At 56.0% G+C, this 21,630-nt stretch carries 22 protein-coding genes; 16 read left to right on the plus strand and 6 right to left on the minus strand.

Features of this window, described 5'->3' with window-relative positions:
- Positions 1-5 precede the first annotated feature (5 nt).
- Genes C7434_RS11015 through speG form a run of 6 tightly spaced genes read left to right on the plus strand, consistent with a single transcriptional unit; the run spans position 6 to position 5,539 of the window.
- Entirely contained in the window at positions 6-1,580 is a 1,575-nt protein-coding gene (locus C7434_RS11015; RefSeq protein ID WP_033739429.1) for an ABC transporter substrate-binding protein, read from the plus strand.
- Positions 1,580-2,632, plus strand: coding sequence for an ABC transporter permease (locus C7434_RS11020; protein ID WP_133745464.1), 1,053 nt, complete (start codon positions 1,580-1,582; stop codon positions 2,630-2,632). Before C7434_RS11015 ends, C7434_RS11020 begins: the two co-directional genes overlap by 1 nt.
- Entirely contained in the window at positions 2,629-3,486 is an 858-nt protein-coding gene (locus C7434_RS11025; RefSeq protein WP_033739433.1) for an ABC transporter permease, read from the plus strand. Before C7434_RS11020 ends, C7434_RS11025 begins: the two co-directional genes overlap by 4 nt.
- A complete protein-coding gene (locus C7434_RS11030) occupies positions 3,476-4,303 on the plus strand; it encodes an ABC transporter ATP-binding protein (protein WP_033739435.1) in 828 nt (275 codons plus the stop codon). The genes C7434_RS11025 and C7434_RS11030 overlap by 11 nt, the downstream gene beginning before the upstream one ends.
- Positions 4,296-4,979, plus strand: a complete 684-nt coding sequence (locus C7434_RS11035) for an ABC transporter ATP-binding protein (RefSeq protein WP_033739438.1) — start codon at positions 4,296-4,298, stop codon at positions 4,977-4,979. The genes C7434_RS11030 and C7434_RS11035 overlap by 8 nt, the downstream gene beginning before the upstream one ends.
- Positions 4,980-4,993: 14 nt before the next feature.
- Positions 4,994-5,539 (plus strand): spermidine N1-acetyltransferase, encoded by a 546-nt coding sequence (gene speG, locus C7434_RS11040; RefSeq protein WP_006120674.1) that lies wholly within the window; start codon positions 4,994-4,996, stop codon positions 5,537-5,539.
- On the opposite strand, the gene C7434_RS11045 is transcribed toward speG, so the two are convergent.
- The 4 genes from C7434_RS11045 to C7434_RS11060 form a co-directional block, all read right to left on the minus strand.
- Positions 5,540-5,959 (minus strand): hypothetical protein, encoded by a 420-nt coding sequence (locus C7434_RS11045; RefSeq protein ID WP_006120675.1) that lies wholly within the window; start codon positions 5,957-5,959, stop codon positions 5,540-5,542.
- 96 nt (positions 5,960-6,055) lie between these two features.
- Positions 6,056-6,991, minus strand: coding sequence for a homocysteine S-methyltransferase (mmuM, locus tag C7434_RS11050; protein WP_033739440.1), 936 nt, complete (start codon positions 6,989-6,991; stop codon positions 6,056-6,058).
- Positions 6,981-8,387: an S-methylmethionine permease gene (gene mmuP / locus C7434_RS11055; protein ID WP_006120677.1), complete on the minus strand. Its 1,407-nt coding sequence runs from the start codon at positions 8,385-8,387 to the stop codon at positions 6,981-6,983. Before mmuP ends, mmuM begins: the two co-directional genes overlap by 11 nt.
- Positions 8,388-8,524: 137 nt before the next feature.
- Positions 8,525-8,860 carry a DUF2002 family protein gene (locus C7434_RS11060; protein WP_006120678.1) on the minus strand — a complete coding sequence of 112 codons (336 nt, stop codon included), beginning with the start codon at positions 8,858-8,860 and terminating at the stop codon, positions 8,525-8,527.
- A 151-nt stretch (positions 8,861-9,011) separates the two neighbouring features.
- On the opposite strand from C7434_RS11060, the gene C7434_RS11065 reads away from it, so the two are divergent.
- From C7434_RS11065 to emrB, 9 genes are all read left to right on the plus strand, one after another.
- Positions 9,012-9,329: a DUF883 family protein gene (locus C7434_RS11065; RefSeq protein WP_033739441.1), complete on the plus strand. Its 318-nt coding sequence runs from the start codon at positions 9,012-9,014 to the stop codon at positions 9,327-9,329.
- A 292-nt stretch (positions 9,330-9,621) separates the two neighbouring features.
- Positions 9,622-9,864: a redoxin NrdH gene (locus tag C7434_RS11070; RefSeq protein ID WP_033739443.1), complete on the plus strand. Its 243-nt coding sequence runs from the start codon at positions 9,622-9,624 to the stop codon at positions 9,862-9,864.
- A 4-nt stretch (positions 9,865-9,868) separates the two neighbouring features.
- On the plus strand, positions 9,869-10,273 hold the full coding sequence (nrdI, locus tag C7434_RS11075) for a class Ib ribonucleoside-diphosphate reductase assembly flavoprotein NrdI (protein WP_006120681.1): 405 nt from the start codon (positions 9,869-9,871) through the stop codon (positions 10,271-10,273).
- Positions 10,252-12,390: a class 1b ribonucleoside-diphosphate reductase subunit alpha gene (gene nrdE / locus C7434_RS11080; protein WP_072021703.1), complete on the plus strand. Its 2,139-nt coding sequence runs from the start codon at positions 10,252-10,254 to the stop codon at positions 12,388-12,390. Before nrdI ends, nrdE begins: the two co-directional genes overlap by 22 nt.
- A 10-nt stretch (positions 12,391-12,400) precedes the next feature.
- Positions 12,401-13,360, plus strand: a complete 960-nt coding sequence (gene nrdF, locus C7434_RS11085; protein WP_006120682.1) for a class 1b ribonucleoside-diphosphate reductase subunit beta — start codon at positions 12,401-12,403, stop codon at positions 13,358-13,360.
- A gap of 456 nt (positions 13,361-13,816) precedes the next feature.
- The gene (locus C7434_RS11090; protein ID WP_033739445.1) at positions 13,817-15,016 is read left to right on the plus strand and encodes an MFS transporter; all 1,200 of its coding nucleotides are present in this window, start codon (positions 13,817-13,819) and stop codon (positions 15,014-15,016) included.
- 271 nt (positions 15,017-15,287) lie between these two features.
- Entirely contained in the window at positions 15,288-15,818 is a 531-nt protein-coding gene (mprA, locus tag C7434_RS11095) for a transcriptional repressor MprA (protein ID WP_033739447.1), read from the plus strand.
- A gap of 148 nt (positions 15,819-15,966) precedes the next feature.
- Positions 15,967-17,139 carry a multidrug efflux MFS transporter periplasmic adaptor subunit EmrA gene (emrA, locus tag C7434_RS11100; protein WP_033739448.1) on the plus strand — a complete coding sequence of 391 codons (1,173 nt, stop codon included), beginning with the start codon at positions 15,967-15,969 and terminating at the stop codon, positions 17,137-17,139.
- A gap of 16 nt (positions 17,140-17,155) precedes the next feature.
- Positions 17,156-18,691 (plus strand): multidrug efflux MFS transporter permease subunit EmrB, encoded by a 1,536-nt coding sequence (emrB, locus tag C7434_RS11105; RefSeq protein WP_033739449.1) that lies wholly within the window; start codon positions 17,156-17,158, stop codon positions 18,689-18,691.
- Positions 18,692-18,749: 58 nt separating this feature from the next.
- Here the strand turns inward: emrB and C7434_RS11110 are convergent, their stop codons facing one another.
- Entirely contained in the window at positions 18,750-19,799 is a 1,050-nt protein-coding gene (locus C7434_RS11110) for an NAD(P)-dependent alcohol dehydrogenase (protein WP_033739450.1), read from the minus strand.
- Positions 19,800-19,910: 111 nt separating this feature from the next.
- Between C7434_RS11110 and C7434_RS11115 the strand changes: the two genes are divergently transcribed.
- Entirely contained in the window at positions 19,911-20,303 is a 393-nt protein-coding gene (locus C7434_RS11115; RefSeq protein WP_006120688.1) for a helix-turn-helix domain-containing protein, read from the plus strand.
- 66 nt (positions 20,304-20,369) lie between these two features.
- Here C7434_RS11115 and C7434_RS11120 read toward each other — a convergent pair whose 3' ends face one another.
- The gene (locus C7434_RS11120) at positions 20,370-21,485 is read right to left on the minus strand and encodes a tRNA/rRNA methyltransferase (protein WP_006120689.1); all 1,116 of its coding nucleotides are present in this window, start codon (positions 21,483-21,485) and stop codon (positions 20,370-20,372) included.
- Positions 21,486-21,630: the final 145 nt, after the last annotated feature.

Below are 21,630 nucleotides of genomic sequence, written 5' to 3' on the forward strand. Positions count from 1 at the left end.
TTTCCATGAAAAAAATAATTCCATCATTACTGGCCTTGTCACTGGCCACAGCATTCAGCGTTAACGCCGCCACACCAAAAGATACCCTGGTCGTCGTACAGTCAACAGACGATGCAGACAGCTTTGATCCGGCGAAAGGGTTTGAACTGACCAGCGTGCAAGCGTTTACCAACATTTATCAGCGCCTGGTGCAGTCGGATCCACAAAACCCCACAGATTTAAAACCGACCCTGGCGACATCCTGGCAGCCGGGTAGCGATAACCGCAGCCTGACGTTTGCATTGCGTAAAGACGCCAAATTCGCCAGCGGCAATCCCCTGCGCCCGGAAGATGTGATCTTCTCGCTGGGGCGCGTGGTGAAACTGAATCTGGATCCTTCCTTTATTCTGACCCAGCTCGGCTGGAACAAAGATAATGTGGATGGCTTCCTGAAAAAGGTTGATGACAACCATGTGCAGATTAGCTGGACGGCGAACGTCAGCCCGGCTTACGTTCTTAGCCTGCTGTCCGCACCGGTTTCCTCCATCGTCGATGAAAAAACTGTCAGCGCGCACGCCGAAAAAGGCGATTTCGGTAACGGCTGGCTGGCCACCAACTCTGCCGGTAGCGGCCCTTACCAGATTCGTAAAGTGGTGATGCATCAGGCCGTCATCCTGACCGCCAACCCGACGTCACCGGCCGGCGCGCCGAAGATTAAAAATATTCTGATCAAAAATGTGCCGGAACCGGCGGCCCGCCGGTTGCTGCTTGAGCAAGGCGACGCTGACATCGCCCGTAACCTGGGGGCAGACCAGATTGCCTCGCTGCAGGGCAAAAGCGGTGTGAAAACCGACGCGATTCCGATGGCCTCGCTGTATTACATCCAGTTCAACATCGGCAACAAAAACAACCCGGCGTTAAAAAACCCGGCCTTCTGGGAAGCGGCACGCTACCTGTTCGACTATAAAGGCATTGCCGGACAGCTGCTGAAAGGGCAGTTCGATGTGCACCAGACGTTTCTGCCGAAAGGTTTTCTGGGTGCCTTAAACGACAACCCGTACAGTTACGATCCGGAAAAAGCGAAAGCGATCCTGAAAAAAGCCGGCCTGACGAATGTCAGCTTTACCCTGTCCACCAGCAATCAGCCCCCGTATCTGGATATTGCCCAGGCACTGCAGGGCAGCTTTGCTAAAGGCGGCGTAAAAGTGGAAGTGTTGCCGGGACTGAGCTCTGAAGTTTCTACCCGCGTCAAAGCGCATAACTACGAAGGCACGATCAACGCCTGGGGCGCAGACTACTTTGATCCGAATACCAACGCCTCGTCGTTCGCCTACAACCCGGAAGATGGCAGCAAGACGATTGCTTACCGTTCTGACTGGCATATTCCAGAGCTGAATAAGCAGGTGCTGGCTGCAACCGCGGAAAGCGATCCGAAAAAACGCGTTGAACTTTACCAGGCGATGCAACGTGAAGTGCTGAAAAGCTCGCCTTATGTTATTGGACTGCAGGCGAAAAACCTTATCGCCCTGCGCGATAACCTTAAAGGCTACGTTCAGGGCATTAACCCGGACATGGTTTACTATTCGCAGGTTACTAAGTAATGGCACACTCTGCCTCTTCTGCCGGGTCCGCCCGGCATTTTTGGCGGCGCGCTGGCCGCCTTTCATCAGGCTTACTGTCACTGGTAATCACCCTGTCAGGATTGCTGGCGTTTACCTTTATGCTGTCGCATCTCTCGCCGATCGATCCGGTACAGCAAATCGCGGGCGATCATGCCAGTGAAGCGACCTATGCGCAGGTTCGTCACGATCTCGGGCTGGATCAACCGGTACTGATGCAGTTCTGGCACTACATTGCGCATCTGATGCGCGGCGATCTCGGCGTTTCCCGTCTGACGAATCAGCCCGTCAGCAGCGACCTGTTGCAGACGTTTCCGGCCACCATTGAGCTGGCCACCTGCGCAATGATTTTTGCCGTGATCTTTGGCGTTACACTGGCGTTGCTGGCCGCCTGGAAACCCGGCAGCGTGATCGATAACGTGGCACGCTTTATCTCCCTGTTGGGTTACTCCGTGCCGGTCTTCTGGCTGGGCCTGCTGGGCTTATTGCTGTTTTATGCGGTGCTGCACTGGTCTGCCGGACCGGGACGGCTGGATGATATCTGGGCCTATACGCTGGAGCCGAAAACCGGCTTTGTGCTGATTGACAGCTGGCTGTCGGGCGACCGGGAAATTTTCTGGAATGCGGTGGCCCATCTCTGGTTGCCGGTGGTGATTTTGGGCCTGCTGGCGATGGCGGGCATTACCCGTTTGCTGCGCGCGGCGCTGCTGGAAGAGAGCAGTAAAGAGTATGTGGTGCTGGCGCGGGCAAAAGGCGCGGGCCGGGTGCGGATTCTGCTGCGCCATATCTTCCCGAACGTGCTGGGTACGCTCATTACCGTGATTGCGCTGTCCTATGCCACGCTGCTGGAAGGCTCGGTGCTGACAGAAACCGTGTTTGCCTGGCCTGGCGTAGGGCGCTATATGACCAATGCGCTCTTCTCTGGCGATGTGCCAGCCATTCTGGGGGCCACTCTGTTGATTGGAAGCTGTTTTATTCTGATCAATGCGCTGGCGGACGCCCTCACCTGGTTAACCGATCCGAGAACACGATGACGCAACAACTTACTGAACTTGAAACGGTGCGACCACGACGCAGCCGCCGACGCATCACCTCGTTAACCATCGGGTTAACGCTGGTAACGATTGTCATTCTGATGGCAGTGCTGGCACCGCTCATCGCGCCTTACGATCCCAATCTGCAAACCATCTCCAGCCGCCTGCTGCCGCCTTCGGCTGCACACTGGTTTGGCACCGATGGCTTTGGCCGCGACCTGCTCTCACGGGTAATCTATGGTGCACGTCCGACGCTGCTGCTGGTATCACTGATTCTGATCCTCACTATCCCGGTGGGCCTGCTGGTGGGCATTACCGCCGGCTATACGGGCGGCTGGACCGAGCGCGTCTTAATGCGCATCACTGATATTTTTCTTTCACTGCCAAACCTGGTGATTGCCCTGGCGCTGGTTTCCATTATGGGACCGGGCCTGATGAACGGTGCGCTGGCGCTGGCGCTGACCAGTTGGCCGCCGTTTGCCCGTCAGGCGCGCGCCGAAACCCTGGCGCTGCGGCGCAGTGACTATCTGGCCGCCGCCCGTATGCAAGGCATTACCGGCTTTCGCCTGATGTTCGGCCATATTCTGCCGCTGTGCCTGCCCACCGCCGTGGTGCGCGCGGCGCTGAGCCTGGGCGGGATTATCCTGGCCGCTGCCGGACTGGGCTTTCTGGGCATGGGCGTGCAACCGCCTACCGCCGAGTGGGGCTCAATGGTTGCGGAAGGCAGTAAGGTGATCTTTGACCAGTGGTGGGTGGCGGCGGCTCCCGGCGCGGCCATTCTGTTTGCCAGCCTGGCGTTTAACCTGACAGGCGATGGCCTGCGTGACCGACTGGATACCCGACATGCAAAATAACATTCTTGTGGAGTCACTCAGCATCCGCAGCGAGGCGGCGACGCTGGTCGACAATATCAGTTTCTCCATCGGGCGGGAGCGGGTGGCGCTGGTTGGTGAATCCGGTTCGGGTAAATCGCTGACCGCCCGGACGTTAATGGGCTTACTGTCCCCTGCCCTGCATCTGCAGGCCAGCCAGCTTCAGGTCGCGGGTGAAAATGCCCTGGCCCTGAACGAGCGCGGCTGGAGTAAGCTGCGGGGCGAGCGCGTGGCCATGGTCATGCAGGACCCCAAATATGCGCTGAATCCGTCACGGACGATCGGCTGGCAGGTGGAAGAGCCGCTGATTCTGCACCGTCGCCTGAGCCGCGCAGCGCGCAAAGAAAAGGTGTGCGACATGCTGGATGCCGTCGGCCTGCCTAATCCGCGCCAGTTGATGCAGGTTTATCCGCATCAGCTGTCCGGCGGGATGGGACAACGCGTGATGCTGGCCATCGCCCTGATTACCGATCCGGCCTTTTTGATTGCCGACGAGCCGACATCCGCACTGGATCACGCCATGCGCGATCAGGTGCTGTCGCTGATTCGTGAGCTGGTGGAGTCCCGCAACATGGGCCTGCTGCTAATTAGCCATGATCTGCAACAGGTCTCAGAGCACTGCGAGCGCGTGATGGTAATGTACAAAGGTCGCGTGCTGGATACGCTGCCTGCGGCGGATTTGCCGCGCGCAACCCATCCCTACACTCGCACGCTGTGGTCCTGCCGCCCCAGTAAAGCCACGCACGGACAACCACTACCGGTGCTGGACCGCGCAGCGCTGGAGGCTCATCATGATTAATCTGCAACACCTGAGCGTGTCACACAAACAGGGTTACGATCTGCGCACCGTCGTACACGACGTTAACCTGCAGGTTAACGCGGGCGAGTGTTTTGGTCTGGTCGGCCCGTCTGGCTGCGGCAAGTCATCGCTGCTGTGGGTGATGGCCGGACTGAACCCGCACTGGCAGGGGAATATGGAACTGGCAGGGCACAAAGTCCTGCCGGGCAAAAGCTTTACCGGCGCGCTGCGTCAGGAGGTGCAGATGGTGTTTCAGGATCCCTATGCCTCCCTGCATCCCCGCCATCGCCTGCGCCGTACGCTGTCCGAGCCGCTCAAACTGCTGAAACGGGACAACATCGACGATCGTATTCATGAGGGATTTCGCCATGTGGGGCTGGAGCCGTCGCTGGCCGATCGCTATCCTCATCAGTTGTCCGGCGGTCAGCGCCAGCGTGTAGCTATCGTGCGCGCCCTGTTGCTGCAGCCCAAAATACTGCTGCTGGATGAGCCAACATCGGCACTGGATATGTCAATCCAGGCTGAGATTCTCAATCTGCTTAACGATCTTAAGCGTCAGGATGGTCTGACGATGGTGCTGGTCAGCCACGATCCCGATGTGATTGATCACATGTGTGACCGTGCCGTCCGGATGGCGCAGGGACGGATCGTTGAGCAGATTGCCGACTCAGCCTGATGCAAGGAAAAACCATGAGCATCCGACTTCGCCCACTGGAACGAGAAGATCTTCACTTTGTGCATCAGCTGGATAACAACGCCAGCGTCATGCGCTACTGGTTCGAAGAGCCGTATGAAGCCTTCGTGGAATTGTCCGATCTGTACGATAAGCACATTCACGATCAGACCGAACGGCGCTTCGTGGTTGAGCATGAGGGGCAAAAAGCGGGGCTGGTGGAGTTAGTGGAGATTAACCATGTTCACCGCCGCGCTGAATTTCAGATCATCATTGATCCGGCGCATCAGGGCAAAGGTCTGGCCACCCAGGCGGCGAAGCTGGCGATGGATTACGGTTTTTCCGTGCTGAATCTGTATAAGCTCTACCTGATCGTCGATCAGGAAAATGAGAAAGCCATCCACATCTACAGCAAACTGGGCTTTGAGATTGAAGGCGTGCTTAAACACGAATTCTTTATCAATGGCGAATACCGCAACACCATTCGTATGTGCATTTTCCAGCATCAGTATCTGGAACGCCATAAAGCACCGGGCGGTATGGTAAAACCTACCGCCCAGTAATCAGCCGCGTGCGCCGACCGGGTTCATGTAAGGCTTTGGATGCTCGGGCTCCAGGTTATACATGCCCCCGTAGAACGGATCGACCAGCAGCCAGCCGGGGAAGCCCAGCAGTGGAATATTCCCCAGCAGGTACCACAGGTTGGCACGGGCTTCGATCGGCACCGTGACGGGCACATAGCCCGGACTTTCCAGCATCAGCAAATAGTGCTTTTTACCAAAATAGCGATGGGTGGATTTTTCCAGGATGACGGTTTTTGGCGTATAGCCTTCCGCAACCGGACGACCAGTTTCATCCTGTACGGTAAAACGCGCGCCGGGCGGCTGCGAATCGATCAGAACCGATTGGGTTTCGTTGCCAACAATGGTGGCGCAACCGCTCAGTAGCATCGCGGCAGCGAGAGCCAGAATATGCTGTTTCATGGCAGGATCCGATAAAAGTCAGGAAGCACAGTGTAAACCGCCCTTCCCACCTTTTCATCCTTCTCAATCGGGCTATCATCGCCCGATTCTGCTGCTTTATTGCGGTTGACAATGGCGGGCAATCGCCGCGATGTCACGGGGTGAGGTGCGGCAGCAGCCGCCAATCAGTCGGGCGCCGGCCTGCTGCCATTCGGCAAATTTGTCATGCAGCGTGCAACCTGAGGGCGCGGAGTGCCAGCTTTTGCTGTTGGCATCGTACTGCTCACCCGAATTGGGATACACCACCAGGGGCTTCTCTGTCAGGCGCTGAAGCTGCTGCAGAGCGGGTGTGACACTGTCCAGCGCGATGCAGTTGATCCCCACGGCAATAACCTGCGGCTGCGCATTCAGGTAGGCCGCAACGTCACGCAGCGACGTGCCATCGCTGAGGTGTTCCGCATCACGCAGCGTAAAGGAGAACCAGGCACAGCTGTCAGGGAATTCGCGCAGCAGGTTGACCAGCGTCTGCGCTTCGGCAAACGAAGGCAGGGTTTCACAGGCCAGCACATCCACGCCCGCTGCCAGCAAGGCAGCTATCCGGGGGCGATGAAACGCCATCATCTCGGCTTCGGGCAACGTATAGTCGCCGCGATATTCCGACCCGTCCGCCAGAAACGCGCCATAAGGGCCCACCGAGCCTGCTACCAGCAATATCCTGTCGTCTGTCTGCGTCGCCAGGTAATCTGCGCGGGCACGTTGAGCCAGTTCGACGCTTTGTGCGATCAGCGCCAGCGACTGCTGTTCGTTCAAACCGCGTGCCGCAAAGCCTTGTGGCGTCGCCTGATAGCTGGCAGTAATCGCGCAGCGCGCGCCAGCAGCAAAATAGTCATAGTGCACCTGGTAAATCAGCTCAGGATTTTCCATCAGCACTTTCGCGGACCACAACGCATCCGTCAGATCGCAGCCCCGGGCTTCCAGCTCAGTCGCCAGCGCCCCATCCAGAATCAACGGAGCAGTCTGCTGCAGTGCGTGTGATACAGGATTACGCGACATCTCTGGCCTCCTTAGCCTGTGATTTTTTGTGGGTCACATGGTAAGCGCCATAGCAAAACAGCACAAACGGAATTCCGCACCACAGGGCAATGCGCTGTGAGGGATCAAACGCCAGCCCGGCACAGGCCAGCAGGCAGAGTAAAAAGCCCAGAATCGGCGTAAACGGATAGAGTGGCGCGCGGTAAATCAGGTCCGCTGGCGCTTTGCCCTGCTGCACATGGCGGCGACGGAAAACATAGTGCGATGCACAGATGCTGAGCCACACCGCCACGACGGCAAAGCCAGAGATAGCAGACAGCGCCACAAATACGGTGTCCGGCGCGACCACACTGGAAAACAGCGCCAGCAGCCCGCCAATCATGCTGACGGTGATAGCCAGCAGCGGTACGCCACGTTTATTTACCCGGGCGAAGGCGCGCGGCAAGGTGTTTTCATTGGCCAGCGACCACAGCATCCGGCCCGAAGCATACAGGCCCGAGTTCGCCGCTGACAGGATGGCCGTGAGAATAACAAAGTTGATGATATCCGCCGCCCATGGAATACCGATTTTCTCAAACACCAGCACAAACGGGCTTTTGACGATACCGGCCTGATCCATCGGGATCAGCGCCGCCAGCACGAAGACGGTGCCGACAAAGAACAGGATGAGACGAGCAACGGTGGTACGAATAGCCAGCGGCACGACTTTTTGCGGGTTTTCGGTTTCACCGGCGGCAATACCGATTAACTCAGTGCCGGAAAAGGCAAAGTTCACCGCCACCATGGTCATGATGATCGGCAACACACCGTTAGGCAACCAGCCGTGCGCGGTAAGATTGCTCAGTCCGGGTGCTGGCGTACCGTCCTTCATGGGAATAAACCCGAACATGGCTGCGCCGCCCAGGACGATAAAGGCGACAATGGTGATGACCTTGATGATGGAAAACCAGAATTCCCCTTCCGCAAAGAAGCGGGTAGAAATCACGTTCAGCAGATAGATGGCAATACAGAAAACCAGGCACCAGATCCAGACCGGCACATGCGGAAACCAGTACTGCATACAGAACCCTGCCGCCGTCAGGCTGGATCCCAGCGCGACGGTCCAGGTCAGCCAGTAGAGCCAGGCCACGGTATAGCCGGTTGCCGGACTCAGATAGCGGGCCGCATAGACGTGGAATGCGCCGGTTTCGGGCATCGCCACGGACAACTCACCCAGGCAGGCCATGACCAGCCAGACCACCAGCGCGCCAATCAGATAAGCCAGCAGCGTACCGGCGGCCCCTGTCGTGGAAATGATGTAGCCGGTGTTAAAAAACAGGCCCGTACCGATCACGCCGCCCAGCGATAACATCACCAGGTGGCGTACTTTCATGGTTCGCTTGAACTGACCCTGCGAAGACGTATTCTGCTCGCTCATAAACCTCATCCGTATGGACGTCTAAACATCTATATGCAGCAGATTTATACGCGTCGTCGCGCCGAAATGCAACGGGCGAAGCGGTAAGGTGCCAGAAAGGCCGGGATCGGTGCCCCGTGATAACGGGGCGGAATGCGTTAGCCAAACACGCTTTGCAGGTAGCGTTCCAGCGCCATTCGCGAACTGAAACCGTGCGGAATACCGTAGTGTTCCTGCGTATCACCGGCCAGGTAGAGAGGGAACTGTGTGTAGTGATCACAGGTTTTCATTTCTGAGGCCGGTTCGGCGAAAGGCTGACTTTTTTCTTTTAACGTCGGGTGGATGACCAGCGCCGTGCGCCCCATGCGCGCTTCGCGATTGACGTAAACATAGTTGTCGCCACGACGATAGCCGTACGCACGGGGGGTAATTTCATCGACTTCAAAGCCCACTTTTTCCAGGACGCGCGCTACCTCATCTGGTCGTAAATACATGCTTGATCCTCTCCTCTTCAAAAGCCACGCAACCTTACATCAGCGTGGCTGTACGGGCATTCGGAATTTTCCCTAAAGGGTCGTCCCGCGCCTCGTTAAGCAAAACGTGGTCTACACTGAGTATTACGTGTTAATGACAAGGGAGCCAAAAATGTTTAATCGAACGCAAAAAAACGATGACATTGATATCAATCAGGATGTTAATGAGTTGGCAGATTCACTTGAAGCCCTGCTGAAGTCTTACGGCAGCGAGGCCAAAGACGAAGTCAATTCTGCGCGCAGTCAGGCTGAAGCCCTGCTTAAGCAAACCCGGGCAAAACTGAACGGTGGCGGTAACCGTGTCACGCAGGTGGCCCGCGATGCCGGCTATCAGGTCGACGCGTATGTCCATGACAAACCCTGGTACGGTGTCGGTATCGGCGCGGCCGTCGGCATTGTGTTAGGCGCACTACTGGTTTCACGCCGCTAACGCTATTCCACCCCGTTATCATCCGCCTCGCTCACTGAGTGGGGCTTTTTTATGCCTGTTTTTTGAGCAACCAGCTTTACAAATTTATTTTTCGGGTGGCAGAGCGCGCCAGGCCTGGCTTGCCGCGATAATCGCGATTAACCCTACATATGGTGCTATTGACCGCCACAAATACTACATCTAGTATTCATTTCATTGTCAGCCCACAAGATGTTTGCACGAACGAAGCCTGATTCAGGGATATACACGTCGTTATTCGCAGCAGGACCGCAATGAAAGAGGAATACGAATCATGCGCATTATTATTTACACTAAAAACCACTGTGTCCAGTGTAATGCCACGAAGAATGCACTGGATCGCCACAGCATTGATTACCAACTGATCAATCTGGATACCCAGCCGGACGCAATCGACAGCCTGAAAGCGCTGGGCTATCGCCAGGTGCCCGTGGTGATGACCCATGACGATCACTGGAGTGGCTTTCGTCCTGACAAGATAGCCCGTTTAACCCAAACCACGACCATCGGCGGGTAGTCACATGTTCCCACTGGTCTATTTTTCCAGCCAGTCGGAAAACACCCATCGGTTTATTACCCGTCTGGGCCTGCCCGCGCACCGCATACCGATTGAGAGCAAGCAACCGCTGCATATTCACCAGCCTTATATTCTGGTGGTGCCGAGCTATGGCGGTGGCAGTCATCGCGGCGCCGTGCCCAGACAGGTGATTCAGTTTCTTAATGATGAAGCCAATCGTCGCGGTCTGCGCGGCGTGATCGCGGCCGGTAACCGTAACTTCGGTGAAGGCTACTGCCTGGCGGGCGACATCATTGCTAAGAAATGCCAGGTTCCCTACCTGTATCGGTTTGAACTGATGGGAACGCCGGACGATATCGCCAATGTAAAAGCGGGAGTAACCCAATTTTGGCAACAACAGACACTCTGAACAACGTTGCGCTGGACTACCATGCGCTGAACGCCATGCTGAATCTTTACGACGCCGATGGCCGTATTCAGTTTGAAAAGGATCAGCAGGCGGCGCGACAGTTCCTTATTCAGCACGTGCAACCCAATACGCTGCACTTTGCCAGCGTAGCCGAGCGCCTGCGCTATCTGGTTGCAGAAGGCTACTATGAAGCGGACGTGCTGAATCAGTACGATTTTGACTTCCTGTGTGCCCTGCACGATGAAGCCGACGCATGGGGTTTTGAGTTCAAAACCTTTTTAGGCGCGTGGAAGTACTACACCAGCTACACGCTGAAGACATTTGACGGCAAGCGTTATCTGGAAACCTTTGCGCAGCGTGCCTGCATGGTGGCACTGACGCTGGCACGGGGCGACGAAAGCCTGGCACGCGCAGTGCTGGCGGAAATCCTCAGTGGCCGTTTTCAGCCTGCCACGCCGACGTTCCTTAACTGCGGCAAGCAACAGCGCGGCGAGCTGGTTTCCTGCTTCCTGTTGCGTATTGAAGACAATATGGAATCGATTGGCCGGGCGGTGAATTCCGCCCTGCAGCTGTCCAAACGCGGCGGCGGCGTGGCGTTCCTGTTGTCGAACCTGCGGGAAGCCGGTGCGCCGATTAAGCGCATTGAAAACCAGTCTTCCGGCGTCATTCCGGTCATGAAAATGCTGGAAGATGCGTTCTCCTATGCTAACCAGTTGGGCGCACGTCAGGGAGCAGGCGCAGTCTGGCTCAGTGCTCACCATCCTGACATTTTACGTTTTCTGGATACCAAGCGCGAAAACGCCGACGAGAAAATCCGCATTAAAACCCTGTCGCTGGGCGTGGTGATCCCGGACATCACCTTCCAGCTTGCCAAAGAGAATCAGCCGATGGCGCTGTTCTCGCCCTACGATGTGGAGCGGATCTACGGTCAGGCGTTTGGTGATATCAGCGTCAGTGAGAAATATCACGAGATGCTGGCGGATGATCGCATTCGCAAAACCTATATTCAGCCGCGCGATTTCTTCCAGACGCTGGCGGAAATTCAGTTTGAATCGGGTTATCCCTACATCATGTATGAGGACAGCGTCAACCGCGATAACCCTGTTGCCGGTCGCATTAATATGAGCAACCTCTGTTCAGAGATTTTGCAGGTGAACAGCGCCAGCGAGTTTAATGAAGACCTGAGCTACCGCCGCGTGGGAAAAGACATTTCCTGTAATCTGGGTTCCCTGAATATCGCGCATGCGATGGACTCGGGCAATCTTGCACAGACGGTGGATACGGCAATCCGCGCCCTGACGGCGGTATCAGAGATGAGTGATATTGCGTCCGTGCCTTCCGTTGCAGAAGGTAACCGGCGTTCCCATGCGATCGGCCTGGGCCAGATGAACCTGCACGGCTATCTGGCACGGGAAGGCATCGTCTATGGTTCCCCGGAAGCACTGGATTTCACTAATCTCTATTTTTACTGTGTGACCTATTATGCGCTGCGCGCCTCGAATCAGCTGGCAAAAGCACGCCAGCAAACCTTCGAGGGTTTTGAGTCCTCGACCTATGCCACCGGCGCTTACTTTGACAAGTATCTGAACGCTGACTGGCAGCCGCGCACCGCCCGCATTGCCGCCCTGTTTGCCAAAGCGGGCATTACGCTGCCCGGACGTGAAGACTGGCTGGCGCTGCGTGAAGCGGTGATGACCTCGGGTTTATACAATCAGAATCTGCAGGCTATCCCGCCCACGGGGTCGATCTCCTACATCAATCACGCCACCTCCAGTATTCATCCGATTGTGTCGCGTATTGAGATCCGCAAAGAGGGTAAAACCGGTCGCGTATACTATCCCGCCCCCTTCATGACCAATGACAATCTGGCGTTCTATGAAGATGCCTACCAGATTGGGCCGGAGGCCATTATTGATACCTACGCTGAGGCAACCCGACATGTGGATCAGGGCCTGTCACTGACCCTGTTCTTCCGGGACGACGTGACTACGCGCGACATCAATAAAGCGCAGATTTACGCCTGGAAGAAAGGCATCAAAACGCTCTATTACATTCGACTGCGCCAGATGGCCCTGCAAGGCACCGAAGTGCAGGGCTGCGTCTCCTGTGCACTGTGAGAAACCTGTTATGCAACTTCGACATATTCACGCGATTAACTGGAACCGGATTCAGGATGAGAAAGATCTTGAGGTCTGGAACCGTCTGACCAGCAACTTCTGGTTGCCGGAAAAAATCCCGCTGTCCAATGATTTGCCGGCCTGGCAGACGCTGGACAAGTCACAACAGCAGCTCACCATTCGCGTCTTTACCGGCCTGACACTGCTGGACACCATTCAGAATGTGCTGGGCGCACCGGGGTTAATGCCTGACGCGCTGACGCCGCATGAGGAGGCGGTGCTGTCGAATATCAGCTTTATGGAGGCGGTGCATGCCCGCTCCTACAGCTCGATTTTTTCGACCTTATGTAATACCAGCGATGTGGATGCGGCGTACCAGTGGAGCGAAGAGAACCAGGCCCTGCAAAATAAAGCCGGGATTATCCTGACCCATTACCGCGCTGACGATCCGTTAAAGAAAAAAATCGCCAGCGTCTTTCTGGAGTCGTTTCTGTTTTATTCGGGCTTCTGGCTGCCGATGTACTGGTCCAGCCGCGGCAAGCTGACCAATACGGCGGATCTGATTCGTTTAATCATCCGCGATGAGGCGGTACACGGCTACTATATCGGCTATAAATACCAGAAAGCGCTTGAGCAGGTCGATGAGGGCCGCCGCGAAGCCTTACAGCAGTTCGCCATCGATCTGCTGCTGGCGCTGTATGAAAATGAAGTGGCCTATACAGAAGCGCTGTACGGCGAAACAGGCTGGGCAGACGAGGTGAAGACCTTCCTGCATTACAACGCCAATAAAGCGTTGATGAATCTGGGCTACGAGGCTCTGTTCCCGGCGGAGCTCACGCAGGTCAATCCGGCCATTCTGGCGGCACTGTCACCCAATGCGGATGAGAACCATGATTTCTTCTCGGGCTCAGGATCGTCTTACGTGATGGGGAAAGCGGTCGAAACCGAAGACGAAGACTGGAATTTTTAAGACGTTGTGTGCCGTGCTGTCAACGGCACATTTCCCCTTAGCGAAGGGACAGGCGCGCGGCATTTTCACAGCGCGCTGAACCTTCCCTCTCCGTCCGCGGAACGGGTGCCGATCGCGCCACAATAAATGACGGTAACGATTTGGCCGCCGTTGCCAGGGTTAACCAGACCGATATCACTGCTCACGCACTGACCGCTCTCAGCATCGCGCTGCCTTTGGCATGGCGTTGAGAAACCCGTTTATTCCGACGCCAAAACGGGGCGCCGTACCCGGATCCAATCTGACAGAGGGATAAGTCTGTGCCTGCCACAACCCGAGAAATCGCGACCAACAAACCCGACGTAAACGGCTGTCGATCTTTACTGTTACCCGACTATCACATAAACATAGCTATCAAATTATTTTTTAGGTTATTATTAACGCCACATTATTATTCATCTTTGCTACTGACGACCTATGACAACGTCTCACCCTGGTTTATCTTCCGCGCTGGTGGGACTGATGTCCGTTGCCACGGGACTGTGCGTCGCCAGTAATTATTATATTCAGCCTCTGCTGCATACTATCGCCCTTCACTTTCACTTATCCGTCGCATTCGCCGGGTTTATCGTGACCAGCGCGCAACTCGGCTATGCCTGCGGTCTGCTGTTGCTGGTCCCACTTGGCGATATGCTGGAACGGCGTGGACTGATTGTTGCCATGATGGTGCTGGCGGCGCTTGGTATGGTGATCATTGCCCTTTCCTCCTCTTTTCCTGTGTTGTTACTGGGAACGGTACTTACCGGGCTCTTTTCTGTCGCGGCGCAAATTCTGGTACCGCTGGCGGCCACCCTGGCCCGCCCGGAAACACGGGGCAAAGTGACCGGCACCGTCATGAGTGGCTTGCTGTTGGGTATTTTGCTGGCGCGCACCGTGGCGGGCGGCCTGGCTCAGTTGGGCGGCTGGCAAACCGTCTACTGGGTCGCCAGCGTCTTAATGCTGTTGATGGCGCTGGCGCTGTGGCGCGCGCTGCCGCGTATTACCCCCTCGGTCTCGTTAAATTATCCGCAGCTGCTGGTTTCCATTTTCAGGCTGTATGCGGCCGACGCTGTTCTGCGCACCCGGGCCTTTACCGGTTGCCTGACGTTTGCCAATTTCAGCATCCTGTGGACCTCAATGGCCTTTCTGCTCTCTTCCGCGCCCTACGGTTATTCGGAAGGGAAGATCGGCTTACTGGGGCTGGTGGGTGCCGCTGGCGCGCTGGCGGCCAGAAAAGCCGGGGCGCTGGCGGACAAAGGTAAAGCGAAACTGACCACCAGCATGGGCTTGCTGATTATGCTGCTGTCATGGAGCGTGACCGCCTGGGGCACGCAGCATCTTGCGGCTCTGATTATCGGCATTTTGCTGCTGGATCTGGCGGTACAGGGCGTGCATATCACCAATCAGAGCGTGATTTACGCGCGTCAGCCTGATGCCCGTAACCGCCTGAATGCCGGCTATATGACCAGCTACTTTATCGGCGGTGCGTTGGGTTCGCTGCTGTCTGCCAATGCCTATCATCTGGGCGGCTGGCATGGGGTTTGCGCAGCCGGTGCAACACTGACGTTACTGAATTTACTTGTCTGGTGGAGGAATCACCGCTTAGAGCAACCGAATAGCCAGAATAGTGTGATTTAGCCTGTTCAGCCGAGTGTGAGTTTGCTATGGTTGGCCCCAAAGTTATTCACGTCGGTTATTTTTTCTTTCGAAATCATTTGATGTCGTACCGTTTCGCTCTACGACCAACGCCTGTGATATCGATGCGCACCACCTTCACCCTGGGGTCAAGGACAGATCTTGAATCACCACAGTGGAACAGCCCGAGAACACCGCTTCTGTGTCCGGTGACTCAACAGTCATGCTGTCGCCGTGGTTACTATAAAAGTTGAAATTAGTGAGGTTTTTTCTAATGGAAAGTTCGTTTACTCCCATTGAGCAAATGTTAAACATCCGCGCCAATCGTCATGCGGATTTCCCCTTCCAGGAGATTCTTCTGACGCGACTCTGCATGCATATGCAAGGTAAGCTGCTGGATAATCGTAATAAAATGCTGAAAGAACAGGGCATCAATGAAACCCTGTTTATGGCATTGCTGACCCTGGATGCGCAGGAAGATCAGAGCATTCAGCCTTCTGAACTGAGCACCGCGCTGGGTTCATCACGTACCAACGCCACGCGCATCGCTGATGAGCTGGAAAAACGCGGCTGGATTGAGCGCCGTGAAAGTGCGCAGGATCGCCGCTGTCTGCATCTGCATCTGACCGACAAAGGTAATGCCTTCCTGCAGCAGGTTCTGCCGCCGCAGCATCAGAGCCTGCAATATCTGTGGTCCGCTCTGACCGCTGACGAAAAGTCGCAGCTCGAAAGCATCACCCGTAAGTTGCTTACCCGACTGGATAAAATGGAAGAAGACAAACTGTCTGCCTCGTTATCACGGTAATAGCAAGATCTGCGACACAATCACCTGACGAAATCGTTATTTTAACCCTCTTTCATCCGGCCAGCGCTTAGTCGCTGGCTTTTTTGGCTCGGGCGAAGGCGAAAACGGACTTGACCTCGCCGACATAGTGGAAAACGTGGAGAAATACATGAGTGCATCAGAGGCGCAAAGCCCGCATCAGCCTGTGAACAACAAAAAGAAAAAGCGCAAAGGCGCACTGATTTTACTGGCGCTGGTGGTCGTACTGCTCGGCATTGCGTGGGGCGTATACTGGTTTTTAGTGTTGCGTCATTTTCAGGAAACGGATGATGCCTATGTTGCGGGTAATCAGGTGCAGATCATGGCCCAGGTATCAGGCAGCGTGAACAAAGTCTGGTTTGACGATACGGACTATGTCAAAAAAGGGGATGTGCTGGTGTCGCTGGATAAAACTGACGCACAGCAGGCCTTTGAAAAAGCGCAGACGGAGCTGGCTACCAGCGTTCGTCAGGTGCACCAGCAGATGATTAATGCGAAACAGTATCAGGCCACCATTGCACTCCGTCAGACGGCGTTGGATCAGGCGCAGGCCGATCTGAAACGCCGCGAACCGTTGGGTGCGTCCAACCTGATTGGCCGTGAAGAACTTCAACATGCGCGCGATGCCGTGGCCTCCGCGAAAGCAGAGCTGGATGTGGCGATTCAGCAATACAACGCCAACCAGGCGATGATCCTGAACACCTCACTGGAAAACCAGCCTGCCGTAAAACAGAGCGCCGCGCAGCTGCGTGACGCCTGGCTGGCGCTGCAACGTACCGACATTCGCAGCCCGATGGACGGGTATGTCTCGCGTCGTAGCGTCCAGGTCGGATCGCAAATCAGCACCAGTACCCCGCTGATGGCTGTCGTCCCGGCGACGGATTTGTGGGTGGATGCAAACTTTAAAGAAACCCAACTGGCAGGCGTGCGTATTGGTCAACCGGCCACCGTTGTGGCAGATATCTACGGCGACGATGTGGTCTATCACGGCAAAGTGGTGGGGCTGGATATGGGCACAGGCAGCGCGTTTTCCCTGTTACCTGCACAGAACGCCACGGGCAACTGGATTAAAGTCGTTCAGCGCCTGCCAGTGCGCATTGAGCTGAACCAGGACGAAGTCGCGAAGCACCCACTGCGTATTGGCCTGTCAACGTTGGTCAAAATTGATACCGACAATAAAGACGGTAGCGTACTGGCAACCAGCGTACGTCAGCAGGCAGCTTACAGCACTAACGCGCTGGCCATTGACCTGGCACCGGTTAATACGCTGATCACCGATATCGTCCACGCGAACGCCGGATGATGAGCCGGAGGCTGTAATGGCACAAACACCGCTTAAAGGGATGCCGCTGGTCTTAATGACCATTGCGTTATCGCTGGCGACGTTCATGCAGGTTCTGGACTCTACCATTGCGAACGTTGCGATTCCGACGATTGCCGGTAACCTGGGGGCGTCCAACTCCCAGGGAACCTGGGTCATCACCTCATTCGGGGTGGCCAATGCTATCTCGATTCCGATTACCGGCTGGCTCGCCAGGCGCATCGGTGAAGTCAAACTCTTTACCTGGTCCACTATCCTGTTTGCGCTGGCCTCCTGGGCCTGCGGTATGTCAGAAAGCCTGGAGATGCTGATTTTCTTCCGCGTCATTCAGGGGATCGTGGCCGGTCCGTTGATTCCGCTGTCGCAAAGCCTGTTGCTGAACAACTATCCTCCGGCCAAGCGCAGTATCGCCCTGTCGCTCTGGGCGATGACGGTGATCGTGGCCCCGATATGTGGACCGATCCTCGGCGGCTGGATCAGCGATAACTACCACTGGGGCTGGATCTTCTTTATCAACGTTCCTATCGGGGTTGTCGTCATTATGCTGACGCTGCAAACCCTGCGTGGTCGTGAAACCCAGACACAGATTCGACCGATCGATACCGTCGGGCTGGTCCTGCTGATTGTCGGAGTCGGTTCGCTGCAGGTCATGCTGGATCGGGGTAAAGAGCTGGACTGGTTTAGTTCGACGGAAATCATCGTTCTGACCATTGTCGCCGTGGTGGCGCTCGTGATGTTGCTGATATGGGAGTTGACGGATGACCATCCGATAGTCGATCTGTCGCTGTTCAAATCGCGTAATTTCACCATAGGCTGTTTGTCGATTAGCCTGGCCTACATGCTCTATTTTGGCTCGATTGTCCTGTTGCCGCAGTTGCTGCAGGAGGTCTACGGCTATACCGCAACCTGGGCCGGGCTGGCGTCGGCACCGGTGGGGATTATCCCGGTTATCCTGTCGCCGATTATTGGGCGTTTCTCGCATAAGATAGACATGCGGCAACTGGTAACGTTTAGCTTCATTATGTATGCCATTTGTTTTTACTGGCGAGCTTACACCTTTGAGCCCGAGATGGACTTTGCGGCCTCCGCCTGGCCTCAGTTTATTCAGGGCTTCGCGGTGGCCTGCTTCTTTATGCCATTGACGACAATCACGCTTTCCGGTCTGCCACCGGAGCGCATGGCCGCGGCATCCAGCCTGTCTAACTTTGTGCGTACGCTGGCGGGCTCGATTGGCACTTCCATTACCACGACAATGTGGACGGATCGTGAGGCAATGCACCACAGCAACCTCACCGAATCGGTGACGCCGTACAACATCAATGCGCAGCAGATGTACAGCCAGCTTGAAGGGATGGGCATGTCGCATCAGCAGGCATCGGCCTACATCGCCCAGCAGGTCACCAATCAGGGGCTGATTATCTCTGCCAATGAGATTTTCTGGGCCTCGGCGGGCGTGTTCCTCGTCTTGCTGGTCCTGATCTGGTTTGCCCGTCCACCGTTCGGCGCAGGCGGCGGAGGCGGCGGCGCGCACTAGCGGCTGCCGCACTGTCTTCGCCGGTTCTGGCGTACCTGCCCGGTACGCCAGAACGTCCTTACCAACGCGTCGCTTTTATATCAATCACGAACCGGTATTTCACCTCCCCTTTCAGCATCCGCGCAAATGCCTCTTCTGTCTGCTCTCCGCGAATCAATTCAATGTCAGCCGTAATATTGTTCTCACCGCAGAAGTCCAGCATGTCCTGCGTTTCTTTGATGCTGCCAATAGAAGAGCCGCTGATGCTTAAACGGCGGAATACCATAGGCGTGATATCCGGTGAGGCGTGCGGGCTGTCGGGAATGCCCACCAGCACCAGACGGCCATTGGTTTTAAGCGTGGCCAGATAGGGATCCAGATCGTGAGGCGCGGCAACGCAGTCCACGATCAGATCCAGCGACTGCTGACAGGCCTGCATCTCTGCTGCATGACGTGATACCACAACATGACGGGCACCAAGTCGGCGCGCATCTTCCGCTTTGTCGGGAGAGGTGGTGAACAGCGTGACGTCCGCACCCAGTGCGCTCGCCAGTTTTACCGCCATGTGCCCCAGCCCACCCAGGCCAATGACGCCAACCTTGTCGCCCGCTTTGACATCAAAGTGACGGAGCGGTGACCACACAGTGACGCCCGCACACAATAGCGGGGCCACGCCTGCCAGCGGCAAGTGCGAAGGAACCGATACGACAAAATCCTGATCGACGACAACGTGTTCCGCATAACCGCCCCGGGTGCGCTCCCCGGTATATTTATCTGTGCCGTTATAGGTCGCGGTGAAGCCAGCTTCGCAATACTGCTCTTCCTGCTGCTGACAAAAACGACAGGTGCGGCAGGCATCCACCATCACGCCCACACCGACAAGATCGCCGGGGGCAAAACGGCTGGCCTTTCCGCCGGTTTCAATAACCCGGCCCACAATTTCATGACCGGGTACTAATGGATAGTGGCTCACCGCCCACTCATTGCGGGCCATGTGCAAATCGGAGTGGCAAACGCCACAGTAAAGAATTTCGATTCTGACATCACTGGGCTGAAGCGGACGCAGCGCTATCTGGCCGGGCGTCAGGGGTTGTGTCGCATCGTGGGCGATCAGTGCATTGATTTTCATTGTGCCTCTCATCGTATCTGGCGTTATTTAACGGAAGGCGGCAAACTCTACTGAAATGGGTTCATTATTGATAGTAGTCACCCTTTGGTGACCATAGAAAGGAAGGACACTATGCCAGCCTGGGTTGACGGAAAACTGGTTTTTTATGTGGATTCGCCACCGCGCCGCCTGATGGATCTGTTTTCGGTGAAGTGGAGCACAATGGTGCTGCACGCGCTGTTTCACTGGCCTGGTGGCCGCGCGCGCACGGGGGAACTGCAGCGAAGCCTGCAGGGAATATCGAAAAAGATGTTGTTTCAGACGCTAAAAGAGCTGGAGCAACGCGGATTAATTTCCCGCCATGTTTATGACGTGGTGCCGCCTAAAGTGGAATATCAGTTAACGGCGCTGGGCAGAACCTTTGCGGAACCGGTGGAACAGCTTTATCAATGGGGACTGGAGAATCAACAGGTACTTGATGAGATGGATGCGCATTATCAGCGATCAAAGCCTGAGGGAGAGTAAAGCGCGGTAACGAACGGCATAGAGCATGATGGCGCATTGGCCGCGCCATCGTTTTGCTCGCACAGATTATGCGTTCTGACGCCACCATTCGGCTAACAGCACACCGGTCGCGACCGACACATTCAGACTTTCCACATTACCGGTGCCGCCAATTGACAGGCTCATATCGCCCTGCTGGAACGTGCTGTCGGACAAGCCTTCACGTTCCTGCCCTAACACCAGGACCATTTTGGCAGGCAGCTCGGCTTCAGACAGCGGCGTACCCTGATGGCTGGATGTGGTTACGATGGTGTAACCCGCTTTACGGAACGCGTCGAGGCCTTGCGTAAAGGTTGTGCCGCTGATGGCCTGAACGTGTTCCGCCCCGCCTTCCGCGGTACGAACTGCCGCGCCGGATTCCAGCAACGAGGCATCATTCACCAGCAGCCCTTTCACACCGAAATGTGCACAGCTACGCATGATAGCGCCAAGGTTATGTGGGTTACTGACATCTTCAAGGGCCAGCACGCAGTCTTTGCTTTCGGCCTTCTCCAGCCACGCGGCCACATCCATGCCCATGCGCTTTTTAATCAGGAAGCACACACCGCCATGGTGTTCGGTGCCGGAGGCTTTGGTGATCTCAGCGTCATCTACCACGTGGTAGGCTTTACGGTTCGCTGCCAGCCAGCGCAGCGCGTCGCGAAAACGCGGCGTAACGCTCTGCACAAACCAGGCACGCACGATGCTTTCGGGACGGCTCTGGAACAGCGCCTGACAGGCGTTTTCGCCATAAACCCGGGTTTCTTCCAGGCGCTGGCGGCGGATCTGCTCTACGTCCACGACACCTTTACCGCTGATGCCCGGGTTATCCGATTTGGGCTCATCGACCGGTGCACGGGAAACGGTGCGCCAGGGCGAATCACTGCTGCCGTAAGCGTCGCGGTTATCGCTGCTGCGATCGTTGCGGCGAGGTGCACTGTCATTGCGGCGTGGCGCGCTGTCGCTGCGACGACCTGTACTGCGTCCGCCTTCTTCACTGCGCTCAGTGCGTGGGCCGGATGAACGACGAGTGTCTTCACGGCGAGCAGCAGGACGGCCACCTTTGCCTGTACGAGGATTGGGCGCACGCGCGCTTTGCTCATCTTCGCCACGCACATACATGACTTTGACCTTACCACTTTTGCCTTTAAATTCGTCGTTCATTTCTTCCTCCTGCATTGAGAGCGCGAAGATTACCTGATGTGACTGCGCTTAGCTATCAACTATTGAACCTATAGAGCAATCCACATTGAGCGGATCTTATCACCCTTTCATAATGGACAATATTGAGCAAAGCGCTCTACATCAT

It is taken from the genome of Pantoea sp. PNA 14-12, from assembly GCF_004364735.1.
Lineage (GTDB): Bacteria > Pseudomonadota > Gammaproteobacteria > Enterobacterales > Enterobacteriaceae > Pantoea > Pantoea stewartii.

Bases quoted from the DNA above. Each gene is read 5' to 3' on its own strand.
- C7434_RS11015 (WP_033739429.1), top strand. From the start codon at position 6: ATGAAAAAAATAATTCCATCATTACTGGCCTTGTCACTGGCCACAGCA.
- C7434_RS11020 (WP_133745464.1), top strand. From the start codon at position 1,580: ATGGCACACTCTGCCTCTTCTGCCGGGTCCGCCCGGCATTTTTGGCGG.
- C7434_RS11025 (WP_033739433.1), top strand. From the start codon at position 2,629: ATGACGCAACAACTTACTGAACTTGAAACGGTGCGACCACGACGCAGC.
- C7434_RS11030 (WP_033739435.1), top strand. From the start codon at position 3,476: ATGCAAAATAACATTCTTGTGGAGTCACTCAGCATCCGCAGCGAGGCG.
- C7434_RS11035 (WP_033739438.1), top strand. From the start codon at position 4,296: ATGATTAATCTGCAACACCTGAGCGTGTCACACAAACAGGGTTACGAT.
- speG (WP_006120674.1), top strand. From the start codon at position 4,994: ATGAGCATCCGACTTCGCCCACTGGAACGAGAAGATCTTCACTTTGTG.
- C7434_RS11045 (WP_006120675.1), bottom strand. From the start codon at position 5,959: ATGAAACAGCATATTCTGGCTCTCGCTGCCGCGATGCTACTGAGCGGT.
- mmuM (WP_033739440.1), bottom strand. From the start codon at position 6,991: ATGTCGCGTAATCCTGTATCACACGCACTGCAGCAGACTGCTCCGTTG.
- mmuP (WP_006120677.1), bottom strand. From the start codon at position 8,387: ATGAGCGAGCAGAATACGTCTTCGCAGGGTCAGTTCAAGCGAACCATG.
- C7434_RS11060 (WP_006120678.1), bottom strand. From the start codon at position 8,860: ATGTATTTACGACCAGATGAGGTAGCGCGCGTCCTGGAAAAAGTGGGC.
- C7434_RS11065 (WP_033739441.1), top strand. From the start codon at position 9,012: ATGTTTAATCGAACGCAAAAAAACGATGACATTGATATCAATCAGGAT.
- C7434_RS11070 (WP_033739443.1), top strand. From the start codon at position 9,622: ATGCGCATTATTATTTACACTAAAAACCACTGTGTCCAGTGTAATGCC.
- nrdI (WP_006120681.1), top strand. From the start codon at position 9,869: ATGTTCCCACTGGTCTATTTTTCCAGCCAGTCGGAAAACACCCATCGG.
- nrdF (WP_006120682.1), top strand. From the start codon at position 12,401: ATGCAACTTCGACATATTCACGCGATTAACTGGAACCGGATTCAGGAT.
- C7434_RS11090 (WP_033739445.1), top strand. From the start codon at position 13,817: ATGACAACGTCTCACCCTGGTTTATCTTCCGCGCTGGTGGGACTGATG.
- mprA (WP_033739447.1), top strand. From the start codon at position 15,288: ATGGAAAGTTCGTTTACTCCCATTGAGCAAATGTTAAACATCCGCGCC.
- emrA (WP_033739448.1), top strand. From the start codon at position 15,967: ATGAGTGCATCAGAGGCGCAAAGCCCGCATCAGCCTGTGAACAACAAA.
- emrB (WP_033739449.1), top strand. From the start codon at position 17,156: ATGGCACAAACACCGCTTAAAGGGATGCCGCTGGTCTTAATGACCATT.
- C7434_RS11110 (WP_033739450.1), bottom strand. From the start codon at position 19,799: ATGAAAATCAATGCACTGATCGCCCACGATGCGACACAACCCCTGACG.
- C7434_RS11115 (WP_006120688.1), top strand. From the start codon at position 19,911: ATGCCAGCCTGGGTTGACGGAAAACTGGTTTTTTATGTGGATTCGCCA.
- C7434_RS11120 (WP_006120689.1), bottom strand. From the start codon at position 21,485: ATGAACGACGAATTTAAAGGCAAAAGTGGTAAGGTCAAAGTCATGTAT.